The organism is Collinsella sp. CLA-ER-H5 (assembly GCF_040092375.1).
In the GTDB taxonomy this organism is placed as follows: domain Bacteria; phylum Actinomycetota; class Coriobacteriia; order Coriobacteriales; family Coriobacteriaceae; genus Collinsella.
In genome coordinates this window covers 1-18437 of the sequence record NZ_JBBNLR010000019.1, presented here as the reverse complement: position 1 = coordinate 18437, position 18437 = coordinate 1, and the positions used below count along the sequence as shown (strand labels likewise).

16 protein-coding genes, 1 tRNA gene and 1 other RNA gene are annotated in these 18437 nt (G+C 60.1%); 12 read left to right on the top strand and 6 right to left on the bottom strand.

Annotation, left to right across the window (positions count from 1 at the left end; all coding sequences use genetic code 11):
- Positions 1–12: 12 nt before the first annotated feature.
- Positions 13–714 carry a GntR family transcriptional regulator gene (locus tag AAAX31_RS07620; protein ID WP_050766156.1) on the bottom strand — a complete coding sequence of 234 codons (702 nt, stop codon included), beginning with the start codon at positions 712–714 and terminating at the stop codon, positions 13–15.
- A 193-nt stretch (positions 715–907) separates the two neighbouring features.
- On the opposite strand from AAAX31_RS07620, the gene AAAX31_RS07615 reads away from it, so the two are divergent.
- The 3 genes from AAAX31_RS07615 to AAAX31_RS07605 all read left to right on the top strand — a co-directional run bounded on the left by AAAX31_RS07615 (position 908) and on the right by AAAX31_RS07605 (position 4086).
- Entirely contained in the window at positions 908–1942 is a 1035-nt protein-coding gene (locus AAAX31_RS07615; protein WP_271738283.1) for a YeiH family protein, read from the top strand.
- Positions 1943–2208: 266 nt separating this feature from the next.
- Positions 2209–3426, top strand: a complete 1218-nt coding sequence (locus tag AAAX31_RS07610; protein WP_117848568.1) for a helix-turn-helix domain-containing protein — start codon at positions 2209–2211, stop codon at positions 3424–3426.
- Positions 3427–3510: 84 nt separating this feature from the next.
- Positions 3511–4086 (top strand): hypothetical protein, encoded by a 576-nt coding sequence (locus AAAX31_RS07605; protein WP_147332641.1) that lies wholly within the window; start codon positions 3511–3513, stop codon positions 4084–4086.
- A 64-nt stretch (positions 4087–4150) separates the two neighbouring features.
- Here AAAX31_RS07605 and AAAX31_RS07600 read toward each other — a convergent pair whose 3' ends face one another.
- The gene (locus AAAX31_RS07600) at positions 4151–4672 is read right to left on the bottom strand and encodes a nitroreductase family protein (protein WP_117848566.1); all 522 of its coding nucleotides are present in this window, start codon (positions 4670–4672) and stop codon (positions 4151–4153) included.
- A 294-nt stretch (positions 4673–4966) separates the two neighbouring features.
- On the opposite strand from AAAX31_RS07600, the gene AAAX31_RS07595 reads away from it, so the two are divergent.
- The 4 genes from AAAX31_RS07595 (at position 4967) to AAAX31_RS07580 (ending at position 9679) form a co-directional block, all read left to right on the top strand.
- Complete coding sequence (locus AAAX31_RS07595) at positions 4967–5257, top strand: hypothetical protein (RefSeq protein WP_006235631.1); 291 nt, start codon at positions 4967–4969, stop codon at positions 5255–5257.
- Positions 5258–5437: 180 nt separating this feature from the next.
- On the top strand, positions 5438–5938 hold the full coding sequence (locus AAAX31_RS07590) for a MarR family winged helix-turn-helix transcriptional regulator (RefSeq protein ID WP_117848565.1): 501 nt from the start codon (positions 5438–5440) through the stop codon (positions 5936–5938).
- Positions 5938–7662, top strand: a complete 1725-nt coding sequence (locus tag AAAX31_RS07585; protein ID WP_117848564.1) for an ABC transporter ATP-binding protein — start codon at positions 5938–5940, stop codon at positions 7660–7662. Before AAAX31_RS07590 ends, AAAX31_RS07585 begins: the two co-directional genes overlap by 1 nt.
- Position 7663: 1 nt before the next feature.
- Positions 7664–9679, top strand: a complete 2016-nt coding sequence (locus tag AAAX31_RS07580) for an ABC transporter ATP-binding protein (protein ID WP_117848563.1) — start codon at positions 7664–7666, stop codon at positions 9677–9679.
- Between the two features lie 110 nt (positions 9680–9789).
- Here AAAX31_RS07580 and cysE read toward each other — a convergent pair whose 3' ends face one another.
- Positions 9790–10494 (bottom strand): serine O-acetyltransferase, encoded by a 705-nt coding sequence (gene cysE, locus AAAX31_RS07575; protein ID WP_349076750.1) that lies wholly within the window; start codon positions 10492–10494, stop codon positions 9790–9792.
- Positions 10495–10717: 223 nt separating this feature from the next.
- Between cysE and AAAX31_RS07570 the strand changes: the two genes are divergently transcribed.
- Together AAAX31_RS07570 and AAAX31_RS07565 are read left to right on the top strand one after the other, a co-directional pair.
- Positions 10718–11365: a VTT domain-containing protein gene (locus tag AAAX31_RS07570; RefSeq protein WP_117848562.1), complete on the top strand. Its 648-nt coding sequence runs from the start codon at positions 10718–10720 to the stop codon at positions 11363–11365.
- 289 nt (positions 11366–11654) lie between these two features.
- Positions 11655–12707: a branched-chain amino acid aminotransferase gene (locus tag AAAX31_RS07565; RefSeq protein ID WP_035138743.1), complete on the top strand. Its 1053-nt coding sequence runs from the start codon at positions 11655–11657 to the stop codon at positions 12705–12707.
- Positions 12708–13008: 301 nt separating this feature from the next.
- On the opposite strand, the gene AAAX31_RS07560 is transcribed toward AAAX31_RS07565, so the two are convergent.
- Entirely contained in the window at positions 13009–13560 is a 552-nt protein-coding gene (locus AAAX31_RS07560; RefSeq protein ID WP_082421874.1) for a LemA family protein, read from the bottom strand.
- Positions 13561–13771: 211 nt separating this feature from the next.
- Here AAAX31_RS07560 and AAAX31_RS07555 point away from each other — a divergent pair, with 211 nt between their 5' ends.
- A complete protein-coding gene (locus tag AAAX31_RS07555; protein WP_158557017.1) occupies positions 13772–14356 on the top strand; it encodes a TetR/AcrR family transcriptional regulator in 585 nt (194 codons plus the stop codon).
- Between the two features lie 3 nt (positions 14357–14359).
- On the opposite strand, the gene AAAX31_RS07550 is transcribed toward AAAX31_RS07555, so the two are convergent.
- Positions 14360–14449: transfer RNA gene (locus AAAX31_RS07550), tRNA-Ser, on the bottom strand.
- Positions 14450–14500: 51 nt separating this feature from the next.
- On the opposite strand from AAAX31_RS07550, the gene tadA reads away from it, so the two are divergent.
- Together tadA and ffs are read left to right on the top strand one after the other, a co-directional pair.
- Entirely contained in the window at positions 14501–16282 is a 1782-nt protein-coding gene (gene tadA / locus AAAX31_RS07545; protein ID WP_117848561.1) for a tRNA adenosine(34) deaminase TadA, read from the top strand.
- Positions 16283–16735: 453 nt separating this feature from the next.
- An RNA gene (ffs, locus tag AAAX31_RS07540) (signal recognition particle sRNA small type) lies at positions 16736–16831 on the top strand.
- A 350-nt stretch (positions 16832–17181) separates the two neighbouring features.
- On the opposite strand, the gene AAAX31_RS07535 is transcribed toward ffs, so the two are convergent.
- Positions 17182–18195: a hypothetical protein gene (locus AAAX31_RS07535; RefSeq protein ID WP_117877192.1), complete on the bottom strand. Its 1014-nt coding sequence runs from the start codon at positions 18193–18195 to the stop codon at positions 17182–17184.
- Between the last annotated feature and the right edge of the window lie 242 nt (positions 18196–18437).

Below are 18437 nucleotides of genomic sequence, written 5' to 3'. Positions count from 1 at the left end.
CTTTTTGGCAGGTTAGCGGAGCTTGCTGGTCTCGAAGTACTCGGGGAACTGGTCCAGAACCTCGGTTTGGTTGCGGAACATCATGTGCAGGTGCTTGCTGACCAAAAAGCTCGCTTCGATGGGGTCGCGACCGGCGATAGCGCGGCGAATCTGCTTGTGCTCGTTCACGATGTCCTGATTGTCGAGAACCTGCGTGGCAGCGCGCAGCCAGCGAAAGCGCTCAAGGTCGGCATTGGTCTCTTCGAGCCACGACCACACGGTGCTGCGACATGCGATGCTAAAAATCATGTGATGCATGAGGTTGTCGCTCAAAAAGAAGCCGATGCGATCCTCTTCGGCCATGGCCTTTTCCTGCAGCACGATGGCGCGGTCGAGCTGCTCGATGCCAGCCGACGTGGCGCGCGCGCAGCACTCCACGATCACCTGCTTTTCCAGATGCTCGCGGATGTAACAGGCACTCTCGGCAAGGGTGAGGTTGATGGGCGAGACGTAGGTACCGCTCTGGGGCACGGTGCGCACCAGGCCTTCCTGCGCCAAACGAACCAAAGCCTCGCGCACAGGGGTGCGCCCCATATCTAGGTCGTCGCAAAGTTGCTTGACGCCCAGCTTTTCGCCCGGCTTGTAGTCCAGGTAGACGATTTTGCGTCGAATGGTGTGGTAGGACTGGTCCTGTAGGCTCGTTTCCTGCTCGCCGACGTGCATCGATTCTTCCATAGCGCCTCGCAACTGTTCTATCAAACTCATATGTCAGTTGTTAATTATGCCGCGAATCAGCTCTCCGCGGTGGGTAATTCGGCTGTTGCCTGAGAACTATTGCGGCATCTTAGTCTGTGTTTGCGCAAGGCTGCGCTCAATGTTGCCGTATCATAAGCCGTCGCAAACGTGAAATAGAAAGAAGGAATCCCATATGCAACTGGCAAATATCGTACGCGAGCGCTGGAAAGGCGTCTTGTTCTGCCTGGTCATCGCTATCCCCGCGACGTTGCTCGGCAAACAGATTGAGGTGGTCGGCGGGCCGGTATTTGCCATCCTCTTTGGCATGGTCCTGGCGCTCGTCTTTCCCAAGAATCGTCGCGAACAGCTCGCCGCCGGCGTCACCTATACGTCCAAAAAAGTCTTGCAGTACGCGGTAATCCTGCTTGGCTTTGGCATGAACCTCTCCCAGATTCTGTCCAAGGGCGCCCAGTCGCTGCCGATTATCGTGGCGACAATCTCGACCTCGCTTGTCATCGCCTTTGTGCTCTGCCGCGTTATGAACGTGCCGGGTAAGATCGCGACGCTTGTGGGTGTGGGTTCGTCGATTTGTGGCGGTTCTGCCATCGCCGCGACCGCACCCGTCATCGATGCCGACGATCGCGAGATTGCCCAGGCTATTTCGGTCATCTTCCTGTTTAACGTTATCGCGGCGCTCGTGTTTCCGACGCTCGGCGGCATGCTCGGGCTGACCAACGAGGGCTTTGGCCTGTTTGCCGGTACCGCCATCAACGACACCTCGTCCGTAACGGCTGCGGCGAGCGCTTGGGACAGCATGCATCCCGGCGCCAATGTGCTCGAGAGCGCCACGGTGGTCAAGCTCACCAGGACGCTGGTCATTATCCCCATCACGTTGGTCCTCGCATGCTGGCAGATGCATCTGGCGCGCAAGGCCGGCGGCGACGCCAAAAGCACGTTCTCGCTTAAACGCGCGTTTCCCATGTTTGTGCTGTTTTTTGTGCTGGCGAGCGTGATCACTACGGTGCTTCAGCTTCCTGCATCCATTACGGCGCCCATCAAGGAGCTGTCGAAGTTCTTTATTGTGATGGCCATGGCGGCTATTGGTTTTAATACCGATATCGTCGAGCTGGTCAAAAAGGGCGGCAAGCCCATCGCGCTGGGCTTTTGCTGCTGGATTGGCATTGCGTGCATGAGTTTGGGAATGCAGCACGTGCTGGGAATCTGGTAGAGAAGTAGCTTATTTGCGTGCTGCGTGCTGGTGAGCGCATTCTCACGGTGGAGCGATAGGAGCTCTTGCGGGTATGGCTTGTCCGCAGGTTTATAAGTCCCGAAGAGCTCTTATCGCCCCGCCAGGATGGCGATGCGGGGCAACACCTATACTCGCAGGACGGCGCTTTCTGCCCTATAGTGTTTGGTGAGCAATATCGTTCAATTTTGAAACACTCGGTCGTGCGACCGTCGGCGGCTGCATGTCGCCGCGGACAGGGGCAAATCATGGATAGCGATGCCAAGCTGAACATCTTGACCGAGGCCCTGGCTGCTGCCGGGGCCTCGGCATTGGCAATCGATGCGCGTGGGGACGTCGCGATCTCGACCATGAATGACGCGGCGCTTGAGCGGGATGTGGCGGCTTTTGTTGCTGAGCGCCTCGACCGTATAGGAGACGGCGCGCGTCTGGTTATGGGGCGTGCGGGTACGCGCCTGAGCCTGGCCGTTCGCCCCACCGACAAAGAGGGCGGGGGCCTTTGGGTCGTCGTGGTCCGCGAGGTGCGCGGCGCCGCGGCGCATGCGGGCATCGAATGGCTCAACGCCGACGAAGTTGAGGCCCGCTACGAATCGAGCGCGTACGGCATCGTTGAAGGCGCCGCTGCGGTAGCTGCACCGGTTGCCGAGAGCTATGCGCGCGGCGTGCCCCTTATGCTCGAGGGCGAGCTTGGCGCAGGTCAGGTCGAGATTGCCAAGCGCCTCTATCTGGACGGTCCTTTTGCCGATCAGCCCTTTGTTTCCGTCGCGCTCGATGAGCTCACCGAGCGCGGTTGGCGCCATGTGCTCAAAAGCGCCGAATCGCCGTTGTTCCAAACGGAGCTGACCCTTTGCATTGAGGGCTGGAACGCGGTTGGCCCCCAGCGCCTCCGCGAGCTGGTCTCCACGATGGCCGACACCGCGTTGGCGACGCGCTGCCATGTGGTGCTGACGGCGAATGACATGCCGGGCGGCAGCGAAAGTGATCAAGCCGCCTTTGTGACCGAGCGCTTCGCCTGTGCGGTGAGCGTGGCGCCGGCAATCGCCGAGCAGGGAGCCGCGTCGACGAAGGTTGCGCGCTATTTGGAATATCTCGCTGACGCATTTGGGACGGCAGCGCCCACGCTGTCTGCCGCGGCGACGAAGACGCTCGATGCTTACCGCTGGCCGCGCAATTATCTGCAGCTCCGCGAGGTCTCGGAACGACTGTATATATTGGTGGGGGCGGGCACGGTGGACCGCGCTGTGGCGGAGGAAGTGCTCGCCCAAGAGGACGTGATTAAGACCGCAACCTTTGGCGCCCCGACACTCGAAAGCGACCTGTATATCCTGCGACCGCTGGCCGATACCGAGCGAGATATCGCGCATCTGGTTGTAGATCATCTCCACGGCAATCGAACCCGTGCGGCGGAGGTGCTGGGCATAAGCCGTACAACGCTGTGGCGCTTGCTGAAGGACGATGACCGTTGAGCGAGGCGTCCGTGACCGCGCGCGACGCGTGTGCTACAGTCCAAAGCGTTATTGTTTCGATTTGGTTACGGCGTGCGAGGGCATATGGCTGAGACTTCAAAACCGAGCCGCAGAAGGCGGAGCGCCGCGCCGGTCAACCGACGCACGACATCGGTGACGTGGGGCAAACACGCCTCGGGGTTTGATGGCTCGTTCAAGCGCACTAAATATGGCTATCCTTCGGCAAGCGCCCGCTTGGCCATGCAGGCAGAGTCCTCGCTGTGGGGCCGCAAACGCGTGGTGGGCTCAAAGCTCAAGCACGACGGAACGCTCGGTTACATCAGCCGAGGGGCGGCTCGCCGCAGCGGACTCAATCCGGCTGGTTGGCATCGTTATGTTCCGATCGCGGTCGTCGTTGCGGTGATCGTCATCGCACTCGCTGCGCTTGGCTACGCCGGCGGTGGCGCCAACTTGGACGCAGTGTTTAAATCGCCCGAGCTCGCGCATGCAGGCACAGAAGTTGTCGAGGGCGCTCAGACCCAGACGGGCGTCGCACCCCAGCGCGGCATCGTTGCGGCGGCCTCCACCATCGCCGATGCTCAAAAGGACGAGGGCGAACAAGGCAGCGAAGCCGAAACGACTCACACGAACGAAACGACGACAACGGCGACGTCAATATAAGTTGCGAGTGGGGTAGCTAAAATAGCCCCGTCCAAAATTAGCTACCCCCGCTGACGCTCCTGGGTTACCTTACGTACACCACGTTGTCGCGGCGCGGCTTTGCCTCGGGTAGCGCGTCCTCGGCGTAGCCAAGAATGCAGTTACCGACACCGCGCAGGCTGCCGTCGGCGGGCAGGCCCCAGCTGGCCAGCAGCTCCAAGCCCTCGGGCGAGTCAAAGACCTCATGCGCGCGGTGAATCCAGCACGAATCGACACCCAGTGCATAGGCGGCGTTGAGCAAGTTGCCCATGGCGAGCGAGCCGTCTTCCAGATGTGTGGGCACGCTGCGGTCAACCAGCACCACCACAACGGTCTTGGCGCCATAGAAGGGGTCGCTGTTGCTGTCCATGACCTGGGCGTTGAGCTGTGAGAGACGCTTGACGGTCGCGGGGTCGGTGACGGCGACAAACGTCACCGGCTGGCGGCCCATGCCGCTCGGTGCATATTGGCCGGCTTCAATAATACGTGCAAGCTTTTCGGCCTCGACGGGACGATCGCTGTAGTTGCGGCAGCTGCGGCGGTGAATGAGTGCTTCGATAGTCTCCATGGTGTCTCCTTGCGGTGGCGTTGCAGATGCCCCGTTCATACCCGTCGGGCTTAAACGATAGACGGTCAATTGCCCGGCCAAAAGGATAGATTCCAATTGGGAAAGTAGGTTTGCATAAAAGTACCTTCAGAATGTGACAAACAAATGGGATGGTTAAACGTTTTATCCCGTCTACCCTGCGGTTTTTTACCACTTGCCTAAATGACGAACGCATAACCTCTGATAAAGGTTTTACTAAAGGAGTACCAACGTTTATCAATGCGCCGTGGTGGCGCCGGGCCAGGAGGTAACATCATGTTCCAGGCTGGAGATGTCGTCGAGACCGATTTCGAAGGATTTCTGAAGCTGCTGCGTTCCAAGACGCGCGCTTTCGTGTCGATCAACGATCACGAGTACTACATCACGCACACCGATGGCTATTGGCGTGTTCAGGATTGCGAGGCCCTCAACGACAAGGGCCACTTTACTGACTGCTCTGAGTTGGTCAACACGGTCTGCGAGGTCGTCGAGCTGCCGTGGATTGCCGGCAAGAGCCTGCATGACAGCTTCTCGGGCGCTACGGTCTATGAGGCCGTCGCCGCTTAACAGGCAATAAAACCCGATTTTCACGTGACCGCTGGCGCCGCCCCCGCGCCGGCGGTCTTTTTCTGCCGATAGGCCATAAAATGCGCGCATTTGCGGAGAGCCTGTTGACGATAGTCAAAACTCGGACTAATCTAGAGACACAAAATTGGTCAAAAATCGGACAATCGAATGGTGGGATAGATGAATAGTGCGGTTACGCTGGTCGACTTCGATCGGTTGCTCAATGGACTCGACCATATCTATTCGGAGTTCTCGCGCGCCTGCGGCCTTTCGGACTGCGCCTATTGGATGCTCGTCGACACCAGCACGGCGGGCGGCAGTATTGCCGTAAGCCGTCTGACAAGCGAATGGTTCTACAGCAAGCAGACCATCAACTCGGCAATTAAAACCTTGACGGCGCGGGGCTTCGCAACGTTGGAGTTTGCCGAAGGCAGTCGTAAGAGCAAGGTTGTGAGCCTGACCGAAGAGGGCAGGCGATTTGCCGAGCGTTATGCGTTGCCGGCACTCAAGGCCGAACAGCGAGCCTTTGGCGCGCTTGAGCCATGTGAGCAGCGCGAGATTATGCGCTTGATCGGCAAATTCTCTCAGGTGCTCGGCGATGAGTGCGATGCCTTTAAGCAGCATATCGCTGCCGAGAGCCAAGCCGAGAATCAAGGTGAGGGGGAGTCGTGCGACTGTTAATGAGGTTTCTAAAGCCATATCGAGGGCTTGTCGCAGTGACGCTGCTGGTGCTGCTGGTGGATAACGTCGGTACGCTGTTGGTTCCCACGATGCTGGCGAACATGGTCAACACCGGTATTACCACGGGCGATGTCGACTACATTTTACGCAACGGCCTATACATGTTTATCGCAACCAGCATGGCTAGCGGCGGCACGGTGCTGGGCTGCTATCTTTCGGCGCGCCTGGCCGCCAACGTGGCTTGCGATATTCGCAATGCCGTGTACGACAAATCGCTCGAGCTCGCGGCCAGCGATTTTGAGCGCTTTGGCACCGGATCGATGATCACGCGCTCGCTCAACGACATCAACGTGATTCAGCAGGCGATTCTGCAGACGATTCAGCTGGTGCTGCCCGTGCCGTTTTTGGCTGTGGCGGGCATCATCTTCGCCTGGTTTATCGATCCCGCCATGGGCACGCTTCTGGGCGTAGTCGTTGCGATTGTGCTGGTGGCGGCGGTCTTTACGGTTGCCAACGCGGCGCCGATTTTTATGCGCCTACAGGGCTTTATCGACCGCATGAACGTGGTGCTGCGCGAGAATATTGTGGGCGTGCGCGTCATCCGTGCGTTTAACAAGGAGCGCCACGAGGAACGGCGTCTGGACGAGGTGTTTAGCGAATACGCCGCCAACGCCATCAAAGTCAACCACCTGTTTGTGGGCCTCGACAGCTCAAGCTTCTTTTTGATGAACATCGCCGAGGTGGCGGTGCTGTGGGTGGGCGGCAACCGCGTAGGCGCCCACGCCATGCAGATTGCGAGTATCTCGGCGGTGCTGGAGTATGCAATTCTGATCCTGTTCTTTGTGATGATGGCCCAGATGGTGGTGCTGACGCTTCCGCGTGCTGCCGCGTGCCTGAACCGTGCGCAGCAGGTGTTGGAGATTGAGCCGAGCATCGTCGATGGCGAGCGCACGCTGGATGACGGGGCGCGCGAGCCCCAAGACGAAGCCGATGCGGTGGCCGTGTTCGACCACATGTCGTTTCGCTTTGACGATGCCGACGAGGACACCCTGTGCGACCTGAGCTTTGCCTGCCGTCGCGGTCAGACGACTGCGATCGTTGGCTCGACAGGCTCGGGCAAATCGACGGTGGCAAAGCTTCTGCTGCGCTTCCACGATGCCACCAAGGGCTCCATTCGCCTGAATGGTGTGGACCTGCGCGAGCTTACGCAAGACGAAATCCGCGGGCGCATTGCCTATGTGCCGCAGAAGGCGTGGCTGTTCTCGGGCACGGTAGCGAGCAACCTTCGCTTTGGTAACGAAGGCGCGACCGAGGGCGACATGCTTCACGCGCTTGAGGTTGCCCAGAGCACCTTTGTACTCGACCAACCGCAGGGGCTCGATACCCCGGTTGCCCAGGGCGGTACGAACTTTTCGGGCGGCCAGCGCCAGCGCCTGGCCATTGCTCGCGCGCTCATGAAGCAGGCCGATTTGTACATCTTCGATGACAGTTTTTCGGCCCTGGACTTTAAGACCGATGCGGCCCTGCGCCATGCATTGCAAGACGAGACGCGCGATGCCGCGGTGCTCATCATCGCGCAGCGCATCTCGACGATTCTGCATGCCGACCAGATTGTCGTGCTCAAGGATGGCGAGGTTGTGGGCTTGGGCACGCATGGCGAGCTTATGGAAACCTGCGAGGTGTACCGCGCCATCGCGGAATCGCAGATGAAGGGAGGTGAGTAGCATGACCGAGGAGCTCAAGAAGCAGGGCGGCCTTGTCGATGCCGCCGCTGCGGACGCTGCCGAGGAAGCGGTCGAGCGGGCTGCCATGTCGACCGAGCTGGATGACGCCGCCAAGGCTGCAGCCGAGCGCGAGGCTCGCCGCCAAGCGCTCTACGAGGAAAACGAGCGCGCCGAGGACGAGCGCGCCCGCGCTGAGGCAGAGCGCATGCGCGATGTGGACGACGAGGACGAGGACGAGAAACCCCGCGACACCTGGGCGACGGTGCGCCGCCTGTGGAGCGAGGCTGCCGGCGACCATTGGCGCTTCTATATCGTGTTCGCGAGCATTGTGTTCTATGCCATCTTTAACACCGCTGCGCCGGCATATAGCGCCCGTGTGATCGATGAGCTGTGGGGCCACATTCAGGTGGCGTTTGCCAACGATACCACCTTCAGCATCACCTGGGAGAACTGCGGCAGGACCATCTTCATCTACTTTATGATTTGGACGGCCGCCGCCTCGTTCTACGCACTCCAGAGCTTTTTGATGTCGAGCGTTGCCGAGCGCCTCAACCTGCGCCTACGCAACCGCATCGCACAAAAGCTCAACCGTCTGCCGCTTGCCTTTTTTGACGCACATCGTCCCGGTGAGGTCGTCAGCCGTGCGACCAACGACTTGGACAAGATGTCCGAGAGCATGCAGCGCGGCTTGCTGCAGCTTCTGGTGTCGATCGGTACCGTGGTGGGTGCCGTGAGCGTGATGTTCGTGTTTAGCGTGCCGCTCACGCTCGTCTTTTTGTTCTTTACGGCGCTTTCGCTGCTGGTGACGAAGGTCGTTTCGCGCCGCACGCACGATGTGACGGGCGAGCGCCAGGAGTGGGTGTCCAAGATTACGAGCGCGGTCGAGGAAGGCTACTCGGGCCGTCTGGTAATCCGTGCGTTCAACCGCGAGCGCCAGAGCTCTGCCGAGGTGCACGAGGCTTCGAAGGAGCTGGCGCGCGTGAGCACCAAGGCCGACTTTATGATCAATGCCGTCGGCCCTGCGGTGCGCTTTATCGGCCGTTTGGCGCAAATCGTGATTGCGCTTGTGGGCTGCAGCATGTTGGTTGCCGGACATATGACCGTCGGCGTGTTCCAGGCGTTCTTCCAGTTTATCTACGAGGCATCCGAGCCCATGACGCAGCTGTCGTTTACCTTTAACTCGCTGCAGAGCGCGCTGGCAAGCGCGGAGCGCGTGTTCGACCTGCTCGACGAGTCCGAGATGGAAGCCGATCCGTTGCCGGCGGTCGCCGCCAAGCTGCCGGGCAAGGTGGAGGGCCACGTCGCCTTTGAGCATGTGCGCTTTGGCTACGCGCCCGACAAGCCGCTCATGCGCGACGTGTCGTTTACCGCCGAGCCGGGCCAGAAGATTGCCGTGGTGGGAACCACGGGCGCAGGCAAGACGACGCTCATCAACCTGCTCATGCGCTTCTACGAGATTGACGGCGGGCGTATTACGCTCGACGGCGTGGATACGAGCCGCATGGACCGCGGCGAGCTACGGCAGCAGTTTGGCATGGTGCTGCAGGACGCCTGGCTGTTCGATGGCACGATTGCCGAAAACATCGCCTACGGCTGCCCCGAGGCGACGCGCGAGGAGATTGTCGCGGCCGCTCGTGCCGCGCAGGTCGACTTCTTTGTGCGCACCATGCCGCAGGGCTACGACACGCGCGTGGCCAACGATGCCGAGAGCATCAGCCAGGGCCAGCGTCAGCTGCTGACCATCGCACGCGTGCTGCTCAATAACCCGGCGATTCTCATCCTGGACGAGGCGACCTCAAGCGTGGACACGCGCACCGAGCTTGCCATCGGCCGCGCCATGGACGCGCTCATGCGCGGGCGCACCAGCTTTGTGATCGCGCATCGCCTGTCGACGATCGTGGACGCCGACCTGATCTTGGTCATGGACCACGGCAACATCATCGAGCAGGGCACGCATAAGGAGCTGCTCGCAGCCGAGGGTGCCTACGCCGACCTCTATCTGAGCCAGTTCGCATAATGTGACAAAGGGACAGTCTCTTTGCCACATCACAAATAAGGCGCGCCGGGGGTGAATTCCCTGGCGCGCCTTTGCGTTGATGCCGATGTCGTTTTGTGCCGCTTGCGTTCCTAGCGTTCGTCCACGAGCTTGGCGACGAGGGCCTTGAGCTCGGCCACCTCTCGCTCGAGTTCCTTGACGCGGCGGGCATTCTCGGTGATGCCCTGGCGGTTGAGGGCGGACTGCTCGGCGGCGTCATCGGGCATGTACTCGCGATGCTGCTTGGCGTCGAAACTCTCCTCGAACACACGGCAGCCGTTGCGCTTGATGATGCGTCCCGGCACGCCCACGACGGTGCAGTTGTCGGGGACGTCCTTAACGACGACCGAGTTGCCGCCGATCTTGACGTTGTTGCCGATGCGGATGTTGCCGAGCACCTTGGCGCCCGTGCCCACCGTGACATTGTTGCCCAGGGTGGGGTGACGCTTGCCGGTCTCGTTGCCGGTGCCGCCGAGCGTGACGCCCTGGTAGAGCACACAGTTGTCGCCCACAATGGTGGTCTCGCCGATGACGACGCCCATGGCGTGGTCGATAAAGAAATGCCTGCCGATCTGTGCCGCGGGGTGAATCTCGACGCCGGTGATGTGGCGGGTGATTTGCGAGAGCACGCGGGCGAGCGAGCGATGTCCATGCTCCCACAGCCAGTGCTCGGGCACGTGGTTCCACTTGGCGTGCAGGCCAGGATAGGAAAGGAAGATGACCAGACCGTTTTGCGCGGCGGGGTCCTGCGCTTGGACGGTCTTGATGTCCTCGCGAATGGTATTGATAAAGCTCACCGGCCGCCCTCCCTTAGCGCCATGGCAATGCGATTCAATAAAGTATAGCGATTCGCTAGGGATTAGGAAGGACAATCTTGGCGGCATTGCGCGACAGGTGTCAGTTATGCAAACTTGCTGGTAATGGAGTCATGCTTTTGTGGGGTTGCGCACGAGGGGGCACCGCAACCGTATACTGGTCAACTTGGACGTATCCGCGCCCACAACTGAGAGGTTTTACTTCATGGGTTTCATCAATTTTATTGCCGAGCTGCTTAAGGACCCGCGCACCGCGATCGCCAGCTGGATCGCCGCCGGCCCGCTTATGGCCTACGGCTGCGTGTTCCTGATCATCTTTATCGAGACGGGCGTGGTGTTCTTCCCGTTCCTTCCCGGTGATTCGCTGCTGTTCGCCTCGGGTTTCTTTGCCCACAATGGCGGCTTTAACATTGTGGCGCTTCTGGCCACCGCATGGGCCGCTGCCATTTTGGGCGATCAGTGCAACTTTATGATCGGTCACTTCTTTGGCAAAAAGATCATCGCTTCGGGCAAGGTCAAGGCTATGACGCCCGAGCGCATCAAAAAGTCCGAGGATTTCTTGGACAAGTGGGGCCACCTGGCCATCTTCCTGGGTCGCTTCTTCCCGTTTATCCGCACCTTTGTGCCCTTTATTGCCGGTATGGGCGGCATGCACTGGCGCAACTTTGTCATCTTTAACGTGCTGGGTGGCATTACCTGGTCAACGCTCTTTACACTGCTGGGCTACTTCTTTGGTGGCATTCCCTTTGTACAGGAGCACTTTGAGCTGCTAATCGTTGGCATCGTTGCCGTGTCGATCATCCCGACCGTGGTCGGTCTGGTCAAGGCTAAGCTGGGCAAAAAGAACGCATAGCTCGAGCCAACGCGCAAACCGTGCAGTTGAGGCCCGTCCCCGTTTACGGTGGCGGGCCTCTTCAGCTTCGGTCAAATGAAAATACTTTACTTAGTTAAAGAAAAGCGTTTTATCAGACGCGTACGGGGAGTACAATCTCGTGCATGCGAATCGACGTGCCATCGGCTTTGGCGCTGTTCGCGTGTCCCGTCCGGCTCTACGCTCCGGGCGTGCGACGTTGCGACGCGGCCGGCCTCGGTCCTTGCGTGCGGGTTCGCGAGTTTGCAACTGTGTATGTAAGGAGCGACATATGACTGTCGAGAAGAAGGATATCGATTGGGGTAGCCTCGGCTTTGGCTACATGAAGACCGATTACAGCTACGAGGCCCATTGGAAGGACGGCGAGTGGGACGAAGGCGGCCTGACCACCGACCACACCCTGCATGTCTCCGAGTGCGGCGGCATCTTCCATTACTGCCAGGAGGTCTTTGAGGGCCTGAAGGCCTACACCGCCGAGGACGGCAGCATCGTCTGCTTCCGCCCCGATATGAACGCCGAGCGTATGTACAACTCTGCGCAGCGCCTCGAGATGCCCCCGTTCCCCAAGGACAAGTTCGTTGAGGCCGTCAAGCAGGTCGTTTCTGCCAACGCCGCCTGGGTTCCGCCCTTCGGTTCCGGCGCGACCCTGTACGTGCGTCCGTTTATGATCGGCTCCGGTGACGTGATCGGCGTGGCTCCCGCTCCTGAGTACACGTTCCGCATTCTCGTGACCCCGGTCGGTCCGTACTTTAAGGGTGGCCTCAAGCCCGTTAAACTGCGCGTTTCCGAGTACGACCGCGCCGCGCCGCACGGCACCGGCAACATCAAGGCCGGCCTGAACTACGCCATGTCCCTCAAGCCCACGATGGAGGCTCACCGCGAGGGCTATGCCGAGAACCTGTATCTCGACTCCGAGTCCCGCACCTATGTCGAGGAGACCGGCGGTGCCAACGTCCTGTTCGTGAAGGAGGACGGCACGCTCGTCGTTCCGCAGTCGCACACTGACTCCATCCTGCCCTCTATCACCCGTCGTTCGCTCGTTCAGGTTGCTCAGGACCTGGGCATGACCGTTGACCAGCGTCCCGTCGAGTGGGCCGAGGTCAAGGCCGGCACCTTTGTGGAGTGCGGCCTGTGCGGCACCGCTGCCGTCATCTCCCCGGTTGGCGAGATCGACAACAAGGTTTACGGCGCCGACGAGACTGTGACCTTCCCGGCTGGCTACACCGAGATTGGCCCTGTGATGAAGAAGCTCCGCGAGACCCTGACTGGTATCCAGTCTGGTGCTGTCGAGGATAAGCACAACTGGGTTTACACCGTCGCGTAAGCTGTCTTACCTATCCGGGCAGAGAGCAAGTTCCCCCCCGGCGCGTCCTCGGACATGCAAGAAGCCCTCGCTGCGCACTTCGTGCGGCGAGGGCTTCTTGCGTCCTGCGGAGTGCGCCGGGGGGGGGGACTTGCTCTCTGCCCTGCGGGTTCGGCGATGTCACAACGGGCAATGATTAATCTGAAAAAAGATGATGCGCGGTCTATTGGCCGCGCGTTGTGCGTGGATAAGAAAAGGGCCCAAGGTTTGTGCCTTGGACCCTAAAGGGTTGATGAACTGGCTTAAGACTCGGCCGTGATTGTTAGAACTTGACGGTCGGGGCCTGGCGGGCTGCTTCGGCGGCCTCGAAGCCCTGGCGCTCCTTAAACTGGAAGATGCCGGCAAAGATGACAGCCGGGAACGTCTGAATGGCGTTGTTGTAGCTGAGCACGCAGTCGTTGTAGCTCTGGCGTGCATAGCTAATCTTGTTCTCGGTATCCTCGAGCGATGCCTGCAGCTGCGTAAAGTTGGTGTTTGCCTTAAGATCGGGATAGGCCTCGGCTACGGCGAAGAGCTGGCGCAGCGCACCGGTCAGCACGTTGTCGGCTTCCATCTTGGCCTCGGGCGTGGTGGCCTTGACGGCGGTGTTACGCGCGCTGATCACGGCGGAGAGCGTCTCCTGCTCGTGCTTGGCGTAGCCCTTGACGGTCTCGACCAGGTTGGGGATCAGGTCGTTGCGGCGCTGCAGCTGCGTATCGATGTTCTGCCAGGCGTTATCGATGCGGTTACGCTTGGTGACCATGTTGTTGTAGATGCCGGCGATGGCGCAGACAATCACAATGACAACAACGATGCCGATGATGACGGTAATCATGATGTCTCCGTTTCGAATGGCCGCGGCGGCATGCGCCAGCTGCCGTTGGTATAACGCTACTAGTATACCCGCAACGTTTTGCCGTGCCGAACTTTCCGGTAAGCGCTGTGTTTTCGGCGGGGCCGGCACCGGGGCAAAGCGCGCGAGGTACAGGTGTAAGATATGCGACAGATTGACGAGTGTTGTCTTTGCCCTGAGGATGGCGATACCAGTGGACCTTCGCATTAAGAAAACCTACCGCGCCCTTTTCGATGCCTTCACCGAGCTTCTCGAGGAGCATCGTTTTGAGGACCTGACGGTTGCCATGCTGTGCGACCGGGCCATGATTCGCCGCACGACGTTCTACAAGCACTTTCGCGACAAGAACGATTACTTTGCCTTTTATATCGATGAGCTCATGTCGGGCTTGCCGCAAAAACAGCCCGATGAGGCCGGCGCAGTGTCTGCCGAGGACGTGCGCGCGCTTCGGCACGCGATTTTGGACGATGCCATGGATTTGATTCTGACGCACGAGCGGCTCATGGATAACATTTTGGCAAGCAGCATGTCGGGCATGTTGACCAACGTTATTTGCGACCGCATTGCCCGCTCCATCCGCGAGCGTGTGATGAACGTGCTTGCCGAGGATGCCCTGGCCCCCGTGTCACTCGAGACGACGTCTGAGTTTGTCGCCGGCGGTATTATTCGACTTTTCACGATATGGTGGGAATCGGGCCACGATCTTGAGCGTCGACCTGAGATAGCCGACGTGGTCGATGCGTTGTTTGAGCGGACCATGACACCGGTGCATCACTAGGAGTGGCGGAGAGAGGGGGATTCGAACCCCCGGAACGCTCTCGCGCTCAACGGTTTTCAAGACCGCCGCATTCAACCGCTCTGCCATCTCTCCGTGAGTCGTAATGATAGCATCGTTTTGAATTTGCAACAGGGAAGGCGAACGATGACGATCACCGAAATCGACGAGAAGTTCATGCGCGAGGCGTTGGCGGAGGCGCGCGCCGCTGCTGCGGTGGGCGAGGTGCCCATCGGAGCCGTAGTGGTGCGCGACGGTGAGATCGTCGCGAGGGCGCACAATCGGCGCGAACTCGACCAGGACCCTTCGGCTCATGCCGAGTTTGCGGCCGTGTGCGCCGCTGCCCAGGCGCTTGGCCGCTGGCGCCTTTTCGACTGTACGGTTTATGTGACGTTGGAACCCTGCTGCATGTGCGCGGGCCTTATGGTCAACGCGCGCGTGGGGCGCTGCGTGTATGGCGCGAGTGATGCCAAGGCGGGCGCGCTGGGTTCGCTGTATGACCTGAATGCCGACTCGCGCCTGAATCATCGGTTTAACGTGACGGCTGGGGTCCTGGCGGATGAATGCCGCGAGCTGCTGAGTAGCTATTTTGGCGGTCTGCGCGGAGCGGGCGGCGCTGATTGCGGTTGTGGGGCCGATCTTGAAGCACACGCCGCTCACGCCGCAGCGCTTGCAGGTGCCGGTGAGGATGCTGGCACGGCGGTTGACTTTGGTCCTGCGTGCCGCCGACCCCGCCGTGTGCTGTTGGCGATCGACTCCTTTAAGGGCAGCGTTTCGAGCGCGCAGGCGGAGGCGGCGGTTGCCGAAGGCGTGCGCCGCGTTTGGCCCGATGCCGAGGTGCGCGCATTGCCGCTGGCAGATGGTGGCGAGGGAACGCTCGATGCCGTTGCCGCCTGCGGTGGCGAGCTCTCAACCTGCGAGGTCGCAGGGCCCTTGGGCGACCGCGTGTCTGCCCGGATGCTGGTTGATGTCGAGCACAAGTCCGCGGTCATCGAGATGGCCGAGGCGGCCGGCATTGGGTATTCGCCTTGTACGGAGTCGGCGGTGTTGGCGGCCACAACCTATGGCGTGGGCGAGCTCATGCTTCGCGCGGTTCGCATGGGCGCAAAGACACTCTATATTGGTCTGGGCGGCAGCGCCACCAACGACGGTGGCGCCGGCATGCTGCAGGCGCTGGGCGCGCGTGTGGTCGATGATCAGGACTGCGATGTCGCCCCCGGTCTTGCCGGCCTTGAGCAGGTGGCGAGCGTTGATTTGGCGCCCGCGCTGCAGGCTTTGGATGATGCTCGCATCGTTGTGCTTTCGGATGTCGAGAATCCGCTCGTGGGGCGTCGAGGCGCACTGGCGGTGTTTGGCGGGCAGAAGGGCCTGCCGGCGGATGATGTCGAGGTGCTGCGCAGATACGACGGCTGGATGGTCGGCTACGGTCGCTTGCTCGATGCGGCGATTGCCAGAGCTCGAGCCCAGGGGTTGTTGCGCACACCCGAGGGCGCACGGACATTTGGCTCGGTGCTCGGTGTACCCGGCGCGGGCGCTGCCGGTGGCTTGGGCGCGGCGTTGCTGGCGCTCGGCGCGGAGCTACGCTCGGGTGTGGAGACGGTGCTCGACCTCGTGGGGTTTGACGAGCGCGTGCGCGATGTCGACCTGGTCATAACGGGCGAGGGCAATATGGACGAGCAATCCGCCGCCGGTAAGGCACCGGTGGGTGTGGCTCGTCGTGCGAAGCGATATGGCAAGCCGGTGGTCGCCGTCGTGGGCGGTCGCGCCGTCAACCTGGACGCGGTATATGGGCAGGGTATTGACTTGGTTTTGCCGATTTGCCGCAAGCCCATGGACCTGGAACGGGCACTCGATTCGCAAGAAGCCACAACCAACCTCATCTGTGCCGGCGAGGCAGCCGCCCAATCCTACGACCTCGCTCGCCTCTAAGGCCTATCTCCCTATAAGTTGCGGTGAAATACGGAGTGTTTTTGCCTTTAAGGTGCCAATTCAGTCCGTATTCCACCGCAACTTCGAGAATGTCCATTCGAGGTTGGCTGCCTTGTGCCTTGGGTCGGACCGCCTGCCACGAAACGTGGCCATCTACTACGTTAAACCGGCCACCCTCGACCATTCCGGAATTTGCAAAACAAAACCGCAGGTAGAAAGCTTGCCGATTTTCGAAAAAGTCGGCTATGGTTGACCTCTGTGGCCTAAACGTAGTAGATGGGCCCTTTCTGTGGTGCGGCACCAAGCCGGTCATTTTGGGATGGGACTATTTTGACTACTCATTGGCTGCTCTGGCAATCGGGCTGCAAAAGTAGTCAAAAAAGCTCCGTCCCAAATTAGCTACCTTGCTCTGGCGGGCGGGAGCAGGTAAGATATACCGAGCGCCTAGCGCGTTCGATGGGTTCGGATGACGACATGTTCCGAATCTGGTCAGGTCCGGAAGGAAGCAGCCATAAGGAGCCTCTGTCGGGCATCCGAATCCATCGAGCGCACGGGCGTTTTTTGGTGCCGCGACATGGCCCGGCCGGCGGCGAGGTATTTGGTGTCTCGCTGGTCCTCGGCTTCGCCTGCGGGATCGCTCGACTACCAAACACCTCGCCGCCGGTCGGGCCCCGTCGTTCAAAAATCACCCGTAAAGGCGCGTTTATCTAATTAAATCTATCCCTTGCGGAATGCGGCTTGCTGGTGTTGTCTGGGCATTGAAGGCTATGTGGTTCAAGAGGCGGCGGTGCTGTTGCTTGAATTTTTACAGTTAAAGAGGCCCGTTTCCCTGGGTTGGGGAAACGGGCCTCTTTTTGTCTCTGGGTTTGTGGATTGGCGAAGGTAGTATGCTTTGGCGGCTATTTTGAGTTCTTGAGGCGGCGTGTGGCTGTGGCGGTTATTCCGAGGCCTGCGGCGGCGACTGCTGCGAGTGCGATTGCGCTCGGCGCTGCATCGCCCGTGTTCGCGAGCTTGCCGGCGGTCGTATCTGCTTGCTTGCCGCTGCTCGAGTTCGCCTGCTTGGTGGAGCTTGGCGGGGTATTTTTGCCGGTCGCGGACGAGCCGGTGGGCTGTGTCGTCTCGGTCGGTTGCGCTGAGCCGGAGGGAGGTGTTGTCTCGGTGGGTTTTGTTATCTCGGGTGAGGCGGCCTTATCTGCTGCGGCTTTTGCCTCTTCGTATGCCTTGCAGGCATCGTCATAGGCCGTTTGCGCCTTTTTCAAATCGTCGAGGAGCGCATCTCGCTTGGCTATGTCCTCATCGATGTGGGCTTTAGCTTCCTCCGCCTCACTTTCGGAATCCTGAACCTGTCTTTCCTGGCTTTCGAGCCGGCGTCGGTAGGAGTGAAGATCATCTTCACAAGATTTCTCTCGCCTTTCTGCCGACATGATCTCACGTCGCAACTGCTTAATATGCTCTTTAGTAGCTGTGCTGGGCTCCTCGTCGCCGAGTGCTTCAAGTGCCTTATCTAATTCTGCCTGAAGGCCGCTTGTCCGGCTGTGGGCCTCATCGTATTTGGCTTGGGCTGCATCGACGTTCGCTTGCATGGCGGGAAGGCGTTCCCTCCGTTTGGCGGCTTCCGTCACCACCATGTCGTAGATCTCTTGAAAAGCGGCAATGTCATCATCGATTGCCGCAAGTTTCTCGGGACTTGCGGCAACTTTTGCGGCCTCGAGGGTTTTGAGCGCTTCCTGCATGGCTGCATACGCTTTTTCTTTTGCGGCGGCCGCATCTTCCGTCTGCAAGGCAACTGCACCGGTGGGGGAACTGGTTTCTGCCGCAATTGCCGTTACGGGGGCGATTCCCGCGACAAGTGCCGCGGAAAGGGCGATGCCCACGGTTGCTCGTCTTGCTCTTCTTGCGAGAATGTCGTTCATCTCGGCACCTCATTTCAAGGGTCGGCGACTAACTTGGTAGCACTACTGTAAGTATATCAGGCGGTTTGCCCGCCATTGATCGGGCGTGCGCGTATACCCCTTGATTAACAGCCATCCTTGATTCTCATTTTCATTGCAACAGCCTCAGGACTCAGCGCAACGCGTTGCGCTGAGTCCTGAGGCGCGAATCCGGGTAGGCAACCCCAGAGGGGCCGGAATCCCCCGGCCCGCGATGGAGGGAG